Below are 12427 nucleotides of genomic sequence, written 5' to 3'. Positions count from 1 at the left end.
GTTTGTGATGAAAAAAATTATATTTTTGTTATTTGCATATATTGGTTTTTCTTTTGGTGCGCCTCCTTCGCAAGGAGATTTACCAGATTTTACCCCTATGTTTGCTATAAGATCGCTTGAAACAGGAATTTCGTTAAGTCCATTTAGGGAAAGCTCGGCAAAACTAGAAGATCAAAATTGGATTCTAAGAGAAATTGTACTTAGCGAAGAATTAAAACAAAAAGATACTTTGGCAGATAAACTTCCTTTTGGTTATGTACAATTTGTAAATCCAAGTGATGATGATTTGTGTTTAGCTATATTAGAAAGTGGTTTTTTTGGTGGAAAATCTTGTAAACAGGATTTAGAAGATGGAAAATTAGAAACGGTTTATTCTATAATGCCAACTACTACTTCTGCTGTGCAAATTCGCTCTTTAGTGCTTGGGGGTGTAGAATGTATGGTAGTATTTAATAATCCTCAAGTTCCTATTGAACAGCGTTTTGGAATTCAACAATGTACTCTTGATGATCCTGCTTTATTTTTGGAACTTTATGAATTAATGTTTTTTACTCCTGCTATCGTTGAAGCAACTCCGCTTTATTAAAAATTTACTTGCTATTTTAGCAAGTAAATTTTTACTTTTCTTAAAGTAATATCTATTCATTTTTTTAAGTCAAAAAAAGATATTATTTTAACTTACAAATTTAAAGGTAAAGTATGGATTATAAAAAAGCATTTTATTTAAAATTAGAGGATTGCTATTTGGGAACAAAAATCAAACATTCACAAAATCAAGCTAAAAATGGTTTTACAAATTTACTCGTTATAAAAGAAAAATATTTTCAAAAAATTAAAGACTATTTAGACACACAAAAGCTTTATACAGATACTTATAATAAACTTTATAATTTTTTTAGCACTTATTTAAACGAAACAGGAACGCCGTTTTTTTACGATACACCTATGTATAAAAATATCTATGCAAGGGTATATTCAAACTCAAAAGACACAAGTCTTTTTTATAAAACACAAAATTTATACTATGTAAAATCAGATACTATTTACAATCCTTTAAGCTTGCAAAATGAAGATAAAAAATATACTTTAAATTTTCTTACCGATGAGTATGAGCAAAATGCTGATAATAATAAAAGTAAAATCAATTTTTATTTGCAAAATATACAAGATGATAATATAAACATAAAAGTGATAAATTCTAAAAATAATGATGGCGCAAATGTATTTAAACAAAATTCAAGTGAATTTAGCGATGTTTTTTTAAAGACTTTAAAAAATGCACAAATAAACATAAAAGAAGAAGAGCTAAAAAAGCTTTTTAAAACTTATAAAAAACAAAATGAAGTAGATTTTTTTATCCATAAAAATGCGAAAGAATTTTTAAAAGAACAATTTGATTTGTGGTTGTTTTCCTATGTGAATGATAGCATTACTGAATGGACTAAAGAAAAGATAGATGAGATTAACGATCTAAAACAAATTGCTTTTGCTATCATCGACTTGATAGCTGACTTTGAAAATGAGTTAAAAGCTATATGGTTAAAGCCAAAATTTGCTAAAAATGCTCACTATGTATTTAGCTTAGATATTATTAAATCACACTCAAACAATGCTGATGAAATTTTAAAATCCATCTATAAAGATACAAAATTTAAAGAGCAAATCGCAGAATGGAAAGAATTAAATTTCATAAATGATGAGTTTGATATAAAGGCTATAAATGATGAAAAATACAAATTCCTACCGTTTGATACAAAGTATTTAAGTGAGGAAAACTATTATAAACTTTTACAAAGTTTTGAAAATTTAGATGAAATTTTAAATGGAGAACTTATAAAAGCAGATAATTTTCAAGCACTTAACTCTCTAATGCCAAAATACCAAGGCAAAATAGATCTGATCTATATAGATCCGCCTTATAACACAGGCAATGATGGCTTTATATATACTGATAAATTTAATCATTCTTCATGGCTTGCTATGATAGATAATCGTTTAGAATTGGCAAAAGAATTTCTAAAAAGCAGTGGGAGTATTTTTATAAGTATAGATGATAATGAACAAGCAAGGCTCAAGATTTTATGCGATGAGGTGTTTGGTGGAGAAAATTTTGTAGCGAATGTTGTTTGGAGAAAGCGAGCAGGTGGTGGAAATGACTCTAATCATATAGCAGTTGAACAAGAGTATATAAATATATATGCAAAAAATATAGAACATCTTAAAACATATGGAATTGCAAGAACAAATATTTCTAAATATAAAAAAGATAAAGTGGGATATTATCTTGAAAAGCCACTAAATGATACCTCTTTGCAAGATAGTCCTGGATTGCATTATGATATTAGATTACCTAATGGAAAAATACTAAAAGGCAGTGAATATCAATGGAAGATGTCAGAAAACACCTTTTATTCAAGACTTGAAAGAGGTGAAATTATTTTTAAAAATAATGATAAAGTGTATTACAAACACTATATTGATATAGCTTCTAATCTTAAGCCATCTTCTATTTGGTACGATTTTGTATTAAATGCTGATGCTACAAATGAAATTAAATTAAATTTCGAAAATAAAATTTTTGATACACCAAAACCTGAAAAGCTTCTAAAAAGGATTTGTGATATAGGTAGCAATCAAAATTCACTTGTTTTAGACTTTTTTGTAGGAAGTGGTACCACGATAGCTACTGCACATAAACTAAAACGCAAATGGCTTGGAGTGGAAATGGGAGAGCATTTTTACAAAGTCATCATCCCAAGAATGAAAAAAGTTTTAAATGGTTTTGTTTGTGGTGTAAGTAAAGAAGTAGAATTTAAAGGTGGTGGTGCTTTTAGATACTATGAACTTGAAAGCTATGAAGAAAGTTTAGAAAATTGTGAGTATAAACTCGATGAAAATTCACTTATAGATTATAGAAAATCACGCAAACTCATAAAAGCACTTAAAAAAGGCGAGAATATATGCCTTGATATGAAAGCTTATGATAAAGAATTTGATATATTTTTAACGATGTCAAATCTTTTAGGACTTCAAATCAAAAATATTTTTATAGATGAAAATGGCATAAAATCTTGCAAATTTGAAAACGATGAGATTATAAATTTAGAAAATATAGACTTAATTAAATATCCAAAACTAAAAAATCTAATATGGTGGAGAAAATAAAATGCATACTTTTAATGAAAAACAAATACAAGAGGCATTAAATAGACCTTTTCCGGATTATGTAAATAATTTAAGATACAGAAATGGAAATTTACAAAAAGATTGTTATATAAGAGGTGTCTTAGGAGAGATTTTTATTAGAGATATTTTAGATAGCTATGGCTTTATAACAAAGTCAAATGAAAATAATGATGATAACACTGATAGAGATTTGTTAATTTATGGATTAAATATCAGATCATCTCAAATTTTATTTCAAAAAGAAATAAAAATAGAAATCAAAACATCTTTAATTCCATACAATGGATTTGATTATATAAATGAAGGAGATATTAAAATTTATAAAAAAACCAATGATTTTAAGAATGATATATATTGGGATTTTGGAATTCAAATTTATTTTCATGAGTATAGAATACCATGGGAAAAACGTATTCAAAATATTTATGAAACAAACCAAAATCAAAAAGAATTGTTAAAATTATATTCTACATTAAATTTTGATTTATTTTGGATTTCAAGGCAGAATGCTATTTTGGCTAATTCTTTAAGTCTAGATAAAGTTTGGCATCATGCAAATAAAGTATATTGGAGATGCCCGATTATAAAATGTAATTCAAATTTTTATGAGTTTATTATTTATTTGCTTGATGGTATTATAGATACTCAATGTCAAGAAATTTCAATGTTAAAAAATTATATTCTAAGTAATAATACAAAATAACATCATCCTTTGCACTACTTGCAAGATAGGTGGTTGTAAGAAATTTCAGTATGTAAAAATTCTTACATACTGCAAATGATAAAAACAATTAAAGCTTTAAAGGAAAAATAATGGCTAAAGCAAAACAAAACACAAGAAAACATTTATTGCTAAATAAATTTATCCATGATAAATCACTAGTGCAAAAGCTTGATGAAAGTTATGATTTTGGTAATTTTTCTCAAGCTATAAATTTGCAATTTTATCAGCAAGAAAGTGTTAAAAATGCTTTAGCTATACTCTCTTTTTATATGAAAGATGAGTTAAATTCGCATGAATATAATCAAGAGCGTAGAAAACTTTTAGAATTTTATCAAGATGAAAGCGAGAATTTAAAACTACAAAAAGAATATATTGCAAGAGCTTCATTTTGGATGGCTACAGGAAGTGGTAAAACTATAGTTATGATCAAACTTATATCTTTGATACATGAATTTATTAAAAATAATCAATTACCTAAAAAGCCTATCATGCTTTTAGCACCAAATGATAAGATTTTAAATCAATTCAAAGCAAATATAGCTAAATACAACAATCATCACAGCAATTTTATCAAAATAAAAGATTTAAAAGATTTTGAAAGCATAGAAAAAGAAGCTAGTTTATTAAATGAAGCGGTAGTGTATTTTGCAAGAAGTGATTTACTTGAGAGTGAAGAAAATGTAGGTAAAGATAAAAAAGCAAAAAGATTAAACTATAAAAATTATCTTAATAAAGATGGTTGGTATATATTGTTAGATGAAGCTCATAGAGGTGATAGTAAAACATCACTAAGAAAAAACTATTATCATGAACTTGCTAGAGGTTTTATCAAAGAAGATGAATTTCCAAAAGGCTTTGTTTTTAATTTTTCTGCTACCTTTGAAGATGAAATAGATTTTATAACTTGTGCGTATAATTATAATCTTCAAAAATTTAATCAAGAGGGATATGGTAAAAATATAGCAGTTTTAAATGAGAATTTAGATTTTAAAAGTGAAAATAACGAAGAAGTAAAAATTAAAACGATTTTAGAAAGTTTTATAATCTTTAATGCTATTGTAAAATCAAAAGAAGAATTGTTTTTAAAAAGACAAGATTTTATATATCACAATCCTTTAATCATAGCAGTTTCTGATAAAGTAAATACTCAAGATGCGGGTATAAAAGCGTATTTTAAGGCAGTGTATAATGTATTAAAAAATAAAGTAGATATAGGCAATATAGCTTTAGAGCTTTGTGAAAAACTTCAAAATCAAAATTTATATTTTGGTATAAATACACTAAGTGATGATTTTTTAAAATATATAAAAAATGCAAATAACGATGAACTTAGAGAAAATATTTTTTATGCAAATGCAAATGCAAAATTAGAATGTTATAGCATTAAAGGAAATGATAAAGAATTGGCTTTTAAGAGTAAAAATTCAAACAAACCTTTCATGCTTTTAAATATTTCAAATGCAAAAGAATGGGAAAAAGATTTTTTACTTGAGCTTGGGGTAGAAAGCATAAGTGATATATCACAAAGTCATTTTGAAAATATCAATAGCTCACAATCTTCTATCAATATAATGCTAGGAAGTAAGGTTTTTTCAGAAGGTTGGGATAGCAATCGTGTAAATTTAATTTCTTTTATCAATATAGGAAGCATTAATGCTAAAAAATATGTTTTGCAAACTATAGGAAGAGGTGTTAGAATAGAACCTTTCTTAAATATAAGAAAGAGATTAAATGCTTTAAAAGAGATGTTTAAAATCGATGAGCGATGTGTAAATTTAGCATGTGGTTTAGAAACTCTTTTTGTAATGGCAAGTGATAATGAAGCCATAAAAGCTATCATAGAGGGTATAGAATGTGAATTTATGGAAAATAGGCATTTAAAAGGATTTAAAGAAACAAAATTGTCATTTAATTTACCTGTGCCAAAATACAAAAACGAAGCAAAGCTAAAAAAGTTTTATAAAATTTCAGAAAAAGAAGCAAAATCTTTAAAAGAATTTATAAAATCTTACGATGAGGATGTTTTGATTTTAGAGCAGTGTTTGTATAAAAATTTTAAATATTCTACATTAGAAGAATTTTATAAATTTAGCGAAGGAAAAGAAAGTAAAATACAATTATCAGGAGATAGAGTAGAATTTAATGAAAAAACAACATTAAAAACAATTAATAGTGTATTAAATTCTAAGGCCAAAGTTTTGGATAAATTTGTAAAGTTAGAAGAAGAAATAACGCACCATAAAAATATACAAGCAAAGTTAGATTTTGAAACCGTTCAAAAAATCAATAAGACTATAAAAGATGTTTTAAATGCAAAAAGCGAATATGAATTAAAAGCAGATTTTGAAAATAAAAAAATAAATTTAGATGAGCTAATGCAAGGTATAAAAGAAAGTCAAAAAAGCAAGGAGGTGCAAAACTATATAATTAGTGCAAAACTTAGCAAGCATTATTATAGCCCTTTAATCATTTACAATAAAAATGATAAAGAAAATAAGATTAATTTTGCCATTTCTAATAAAAGTGAAAAAGAATTTTTAGAAGATTTAGAAAGTAATTTAAATTTGTCTTTTTTTGAACAATATGAATGGTATTTTTCTAAATTGGTAGAAAATCAAGATGAAATTTATATCCCTTATTTTGATGAAGAACAGCAAAAAGAAAGAAAATTTTATCCTGATTTTATATTTTGGTTAAAAAATAAACAAAGCGGAGATTTTTTTATATATTTTATAGATCCAAAAGGCTTAAAAATAGAAGATAATCCTAGATTTAAATTAAAAGGCTTTAAAGCAATATTTGAAAATAAAAATTTAAGTTATGAAGATAAAAGTATAAAAGTTAATTTGTTTTTTTATAATAAAAATTATACTTTTTCAGATGAATTAAAAGACTTTGTTAAATCCACAATAGAGGATATTTTCAAATGAAAACCTTTTTAGTTTGTGCTTTAGAGCCTTCAGCAAATTTGCATTTAAAAGAAGTTTTAAAAGCTTATAAAAATGAGTATAAAGAATTTGATTTAGTAGGAATTTATGATGAGAATTTGCGCAAAGAATTTAGTTTAAATTCCAAGCCACTTTATAGCTCACATGAGTTTAGTGCTATGGGTTTTGTAGAGGTTTTGCCACTCATTTTCAAAGCTAAAAGAGCCATAAAAGAGCTGGTGAGTTTAAGTTTTGCGCAAAAAATTGATGCGATTTTATGTATAGATTCTCCTGCTTTTAACATACCTTTTGCAAAGGCTTTAAAAAAAGCAAATTCTAAAGTAAAAAGAATTTATTATATCTTACCTCAAGTTTGGGCATGGAAAAAAGGTCGCATACCTATCATAGAAAGTCATTTTGATGTGTTAGCTTCTATTTTGCCTTTTGATAGTGAGTTTTTTAGTAAAAGTACTTATGTGGGACATCCGCTTTTAGATGAGATAAAAGAGTTTAAAAACCAAGAAGATATAAATTCTATATTTTCAAAAAAAGATGATGAAAAAGTAATCGCTTTCTTACCAGGCTCAAGAAAAAGTGAAATAAAGCGTTTAATGCCTATTTTTAGAGAATTAAGTGTTAAATTTGAAGGTAAAAAAATCCTTTGTGTGCCTGAGTTTAATTTAAAAAGATTAGAACTTTATGGGGATATAAATGATTTTGAAATTCAAACTAACACCCCAAAGGTGCTAAAAAATGCTGATTTTGCTTTTATTTGTAGTGGTACAGCTACGCTTGAAGCAGCTTTGGTTGGCACGCCTTTTGTGCTTGCCTATAAAGCTAAAGCTATTGATGTATTTATCGCAAGATGTTTTGTAAAACTCAAACATATAGGCCTTGCAAATATCTTTTTGGATTTTGCAGGAAAAAGCGAGCTTAATCCTGAATTTTTACAAGAGCAAGTGAATGTGGAAAATTTATATCAAGCTTATCTTAAATACGATTATAAGGCATTTTTTGATAAAGTAGATTTTTTAAAAGAATATTTGCAATTTGCAAGTGCAAAAAATTTAGCTAAAATACTTTATGAAATCAAATAAGGATAAATCATGCAAAAAGAACCTATGAGTAAATACGGCTATGAGAAATTAGAAAAAGAATTAGAGCATTTAAAAAAAGTTGAACGTCCAAAAGTAGTAGAAGAAATAGACATAGCAAGAAGCCATGGAGATTTAAAAGAAAATGCAGAATATCACGCGGCTAGAGAAAAACAAGCTTTTATAGAAGGAAAGATTGCTGAACTTGGAGATTTGATCTCAAGAGCACAAATCATCGATCCATCTTCTTATGAGCATGATAGTGTGAAATTTGGCTCAACTGTTGTTGTAGAGGATTTAGAAAGTGAAAAGCAAAGCACTTATACTTTGGTAGGGGTAAATGAGGGAAATTTAGAAAAAGGTTATATTTCCATTAGCTCGCCTATTGCTAAAGCAATGCTTGGTAAAAAAGAGGGCGATGATTTTAAAGTGCGTTTACCAAAAGGTGAGAGTGAATTTGAAATCATTTCTATAGAATACAAAGCTTTGGAATTTTAGTTTTTGCAAAAAATAATTATAAAAGAAAATGCTATTTTTATTGCTGATGTGCATGAAAATGAAAATAGGCGTGGTTTTTGGGAGTTTTTGCAAGCCTTAAAAAATAAAAAAATTCAAACTCCACAGCTTTTTTTGATGGGTGATATATTTGATCTTTTAATTTATGAAGTAAAAGCAACACATGATTTTGCAAAAGCTTATATAGACTTACTTGAAGAACTTGCGTGTAAAATTGAAATCATATATTTAGAAGGTAATCATGATTTTAATTTAGCTAAATTTTTTAAAAAAGTGAAAGTTTTTAGTATAAAACAGCAACCTTTGCTTTGTGAATTTCATGACAAAACCTTAGTAAAATTAGCCCATGGGGATATTTTTTTAAAACCTTTTTTGCAATTTTGCTTAAAAAGTTTGAGAAATCATTATTTACTACTTTTTTTAAATTTTTTAAATGTTACTAGTAAAGAAAAAATTACTCAAAAAATTCTAAAAAGTCAAAACAAAAAACAACTTATTAGAAAAATTCCTCATTTTTCTGTCTTAGTAAAAGAGCGTTTAAAGCACTATAATATAGGTTTTATAATAGAAGGTCATTATCATCAAGATGTGTTTTTAGAATATGAAAATATAAAATATTTAAATTTAGCTGCTTTTGCATACAAGGAAAGTTTTTTTGTAGTAAAATATGAGCCAGAAATCAGATTTCACAAAATAGAACTTAAGGAGGCATAATGTTTGATGAGAATGTCGTTAAAACAGGTTCAAATGAAATGGAACTTGTTGATTTTCGCATCTTTAAGCAAGGCCACGATAAAGTCTATGAGGGAATTTATGGTGTAAATGTTTCTAAGGTTAGAGAAATCATTAAAATTCCTTTTTTGACTGAAATTCCAGGAGTGCCTGAATATGTGGAAGGTATTTTTGATCTTCGTGGTGTGGTGATTCCTGTAATCAACCTAGCAAAATGGATGCAAATTCAAGAACCAGAAATGACAAATATAAAACCTAGAGTTATCATTACTGAATTTAGTAATGTATTGATCGGTTTTATAGTGCATGAAGCAAAAAGAATTCGTAGAATTAATTGGAAAAATATTGAGCCAGCTACTTTTGCAACAAGTGCGGGTAGCTTAGATAAGGGTAAAATTACTGGTGTAACCAAAATTGAAGGTGATGAGGTTTTACTTATCTTAGATTTAGAAAGCATAGTGCAAGAGCTTGGAATTTATACCCCACAAACTGATATTGAAGATGATAAAATCCAAAAAATAGAAGGTATGGCTTTAGCGCTTGATGATAGCTCTACTGCAAGAAAACTTGTAAAAGATATTCTGAACAAAATCGGGTTAAAAGTTGTTGAAGCAAAAGATGGTGTTGAAGGCTTACAAAAATTAGAAGAGCTTTATAATGCTTATGGTGCTGATTTAAGAAAGCATCTAAAAATCATCGTAAGCGATGTTGAAATGCCACAAATGGATGGTTTTCACTTTGCAGCTAAAGTAAGAGAAGATGAGAGATTTAAAAATATTCCTATCGTGTTTAATTCTTCTTTGTCAAATGAATTTATGAGTGATAAAGGTGTTAAAGAAGCAGGTGGTGATGGATATTTAGTTAAATTTAACGCAAGTGATTTCTTTGCTGAAATTTCTCGTATTATAGCAAAACATGAAAAAGGTGAGGAGTAAAAATGGAAGATATTCAAGAAATACTTGAGGATTTTTTAGTTGAAGCCTTTGAATTAGTCGAGCAAATTGATCATGATTTGGTTGAATTAGAAGCAAATCCTGAAGACTTAGAACTATTAAATAGAATTTTCCGTGTCGCACACACTGTTAAAGGTTCATCAAGCTTTTTAAATTTTGATGTTTTAACAAAACTTACTCATCATATGGAAGATGTTTTAAATAAAGCAAGACATAATGAGCTTAAAATTACTCCTGAAGTAATGGACGTGGTTTTAGAGTCTATTGATATGATGAAAACTTTGTTAAATTCTATTAGAGATAATGGAAATGATACAGCAATAGGGCTTGACATAGCTCCAATTTGCGCAAGACTAACCGCTATTTCAGAAGGTGAAAGCTTAGAGTCTGTTGCACCGGCTAAAGCTGAAGAGTCAAAAGAAGAAGTCAAAGAAGAGCCAAAAGCTGAAGAGCCTGAAGTTGATGTTAATAAACTTAGTGATGATGAAGTTGAAGCTGAAATAGAAAGGCTTTTAAAGGTAAGAAAAGCTGAAGATCAAGCAAGACGTGCTGAAAAGAAAAAAACACAAGAAGCAAACCCAGCTCCAAGTAAACCAGCTGCTCAAGCACAAAATGCAACTGCTGAGAAAAAAGTTCCTGCAGCAGGTGGTGGAAGCAGTGGTGCAAATATGGATCAAACCATTAGGGTTGAAGTTAAAAGACTTGATCATTTAATGAATTTAATTGGTGAGTTGGTACTAGGTAAAAACCGCTTATTGAAAATTTATGATGATGTTGAAGAAAGATATGATGGGGAAAAATTCTTAGAAGAATTAAATCAAGTTGTTTCTCAACTTAGTATTGTCACTACAGATATTCAGCTTGCGGTTATGAAAACAAGAATGCAACCTATTGCAAAAGTATTTAATAAATTCCCAAGGGTTGTACGTGATTTGGGTCGTGAGCTTGGTAAGCAAATGGAGCTTGAAATTTCAGGGGAAGAAACTGAACTTGATAAGTCTATTGTGGAAGAAATCGGCGATCCTATTATGCACATGATTAGAAACTCATGTGATCATGGTATAGAAGATCCAGCAACGCGTGTGGCTAATGGTAAACCAGAAAAAGGAACGGTTAATCTTAAAGCATACAATGAGGGAAATCATATTGTAGTAGAGATTGCTGATGATGGTAAAGGGCTTGATGCTGATGTATTAAAAGCAAAAGCTATGGAGAAAAATCTAATTACAGAACGTGAAGCTGATCAAATGAGCGATAAAGAAGCGTTTGCATTGATTTTCAAACCAGGTTTTTCAACTGCGAAAAAAATTACTAATGTTTCAGGCCGTGGCGTTGGGATGGACGTTGTTAAAACCAATATTGAAAAATTAAATGGTGTGATTGAAATCGATAGTGAGCTTGGAAAAGGCACTGTAATGAAGCTTAAAATTCCACTTACTTTAGCAATTATTCAATCATTACTTGTTGGTACGCAAGAAGAATTTTATGCTATTCCACTTGCAAGCGTTCTTGAAACAGTTAGAGTTCCAATTGATGATATTTATACTATTGAAGGTAAAAATGTATTACGTCTAAGAGATGAAGTGTTATCTTTGGTAAGACTTTCAGATGTGTTTGGTGTAAAACAAGTGCTTGAAAATACCGATCAAACTTATGTCGTTGTTATAGGTGTAGCAGAAAGTAAGCTTGGTATTATAGTAGATACTTTAGTGGGTCAAGAAGAGATTGTTATTAAGTCTATGGGTGAGTATTTACAAAACATTCAAGGTATAGCAGGAGCGACTATTCGTGGTGATGGTAGGGTTACTTTGATTATTGATGTTGCTGCTATGATGGATATAGCTAAAGAGATTAAAGTAGATATTAAAGCACAAATTGAATCACAATCTAAAAAAACTGCTAAAGAAAAACCAAGTGATTACACAGTGCTTATAGTGGATGATTCTAAAATGGATAGAAATATCATGCAAAAATCACTAGAGCCATTAGGTGTGAGCATTATAGAAGCAACTAATGGTGTGGAAGCTTTAAATATGATCAAATCAGGTGAGCATGATATTGATGCAGTGTTAATTGATATTGAAATGCCAAGAATGGATGGTTATACCTTAGCAGGTGAAATCAGAAAGTATTCTAAGTATAAAAACCTTCCGCTTGTTGCAGTAACTTCAAGAACTAGTAAATCAGACCGCTTAAGAGGTGTGGAAGTAGGAATGACTGAGTATATTACTAAGCCTTACTCTCCAGAGTACTTAGAAAATGTAGTTAGAAAAAATTTAAAACTAGGATAAGAAG

Annotated in this window: 9 protein-coding genes; all 9 read left to right on the top strand. The window is 28.6% G+C overall.

Annotation, left to right across the window (positions count from 1 at the left end; all coding sequences use genetic code 11):
- Positions 1–7: 7 nt before the first annotated feature.
- Positions 8–586 carry a cytolethal distending toxin subunit A gene (locus CAMP5060_RS03635; RefSeq protein WP_261544952.1) on the top strand — a complete coding sequence of 193 codons (579 nt, stop codon included), beginning with the start codon at positions 8–10 and terminating at the stop codon, positions 584–586.
- Between the two features lie 113 nt (positions 587–699).
- Complete coding sequence (locus tag CAMP5060_RS03630; RefSeq protein WP_337217923.1) at positions 700–3165, top strand: site-specific DNA-methyltransferase; 2466 nt, start codon at positions 700–702, stop codon at positions 3163–3165.
- A 1-nt stretch (position 3166) separates the two neighbouring features.
- Positions 3167–3889 (top strand): hypothetical protein, encoded by a 723-nt coding sequence (locus tag CAMP5060_RS03625; RefSeq protein ID WP_337217922.1) that lies wholly within the window; start codon positions 3167–3169, stop codon positions 3887–3889.
- Positions 3890–3999: 110 nt separating this feature from the next.
- Positions 4000–6840 carry a DEAD/DEAH box helicase family protein gene (locus tag CAMP5060_RS03620; RefSeq protein WP_337217921.1) on the top strand — a complete coding sequence of 947 codons (2841 nt, stop codon included), beginning with the start codon at positions 4000–4002 and terminating at the stop codon, positions 6838–6840.
- Positions 6837–7934, top strand: coding sequence for a lipid-A-disaccharide synthase (gene lpxB, locus CAMP5060_RS03615; protein ID WP_337217920.1), 1098 nt, complete (start codon positions 6837–6839; stop codon positions 7932–7934). The genes CAMP5060_RS03620 and lpxB overlap by 4 nt, the downstream gene beginning before the upstream one ends.
- A gap of 9 nt (positions 7935–7943) precedes the next feature.
- Positions 7944–8429 carry a transcription elongation factor GreA gene (greA, locus tag CAMP5060_RS03610; protein ID WP_039619215.1) on the top strand — a complete coding sequence of 162 codons (486 nt, stop codon included), beginning with the start codon at positions 7944–7946 and terminating at the stop codon, positions 8427–8429.
- 3 nt (positions 8430–8432) lie between these two features.
- The gene (locus CAMP5060_RS03605; RefSeq protein WP_337217919.1) at positions 8433–9161 is read left to right on the top strand and encodes a UDP-2,3-diacylglucosamine diphosphatase; all 729 of its coding nucleotides are present in this window, start codon (positions 8433–8435) and stop codon (positions 9159–9161) included.
- On the top strand, positions 9161–10114 hold the full coding sequence (locus CAMP5060_RS03600) for a chemotaxis protein (RefSeq protein WP_087699663.1): 954 nt from the start codon (positions 9161–9163) through the stop codon (positions 10112–10114). The genes CAMP5060_RS03605 and CAMP5060_RS03600 overlap by 1 nt, the downstream gene beginning before the upstream one ends.
- Positions 10115–10116: 2 nt before the next feature.
- Entirely contained in the window at positions 10117–12423 is a 2307-nt protein-coding gene (locus tag CAMP5060_RS03595) for a hybrid sensor histidine kinase/response regulator (protein ID WP_087699661.1), read from the top strand.
- The last annotated feature ends 4 nt before the right edge of the window (positions 12424–12427 follow it).

The organism is Campylobacter sp. 1569 (assembly GCF_024723675.1).
Lineage (GTDB): Bacteria > Campylobacterota > Campylobacteria > Campylobacterales > Campylobacteraceae > Campylobacter_D > Campylobacter_D jejuni_C.
Note: the sequence above shows the minus strand (reverse complement) of the source record. Positions and strands in the feature narration are given on the sequence as shown.

Excerpts from the sequence above, each read along its gene's own strand:
- CAMP5060_RS03635 (WP_261544952.1), top strand. The coding sequence starts at position 8 with ATGAAAAAAATTATATTTTTGTTATTTGCATATATTGGTTTTTCTTTT.
- CAMP5060_RS03630 (WP_337217923.1), top strand. The coding sequence starts at position 700 with ATGGATTATAAAAAAGCATTTTATTTAAAATTAGAGGATTGCTATTTG.
- CAMP5060_RS03625 (WP_337217922.1), top strand. The coding sequence starts at position 3,167 with ATGCATACTTTTAATGAAAAACAAATACAAGAGGCATTAAATAGACCT.
- CAMP5060_RS03620 (WP_337217921.1), top strand. The coding sequence starts at position 4,000 with ATGGCTAAAGCAAAACAAAACACAAGAAAACATTTATTGCTAAATAAA.
- lpxB (WP_337217920.1), top strand. The coding sequence starts at position 6,837 with ATGAAAACCTTTTTAGTTTGTGCTTTAGAGCCTTCAGCAAATTTGCAT.
- greA (WP_039619215.1), top strand. The coding sequence starts at position 7,944 with ATGCAAAAAGAACCTATGAGTAAATACGGCTATGAGAAATTAGAAAAA.
- CAMP5060_RS03600 (WP_087699663.1), top strand. The coding sequence starts at position 9,161 with ATGTTTGATGAGAATGTCGTTAAAACAGGTTCAAATGAAATGGAACTT.
- CAMP5060_RS03595 (WP_087699661.1), top strand. The coding sequence starts at position 10,117 with ATGGAAGATATTCAAGAAATACTTGAGGATTTTTTAGTTGAAGCCTTT.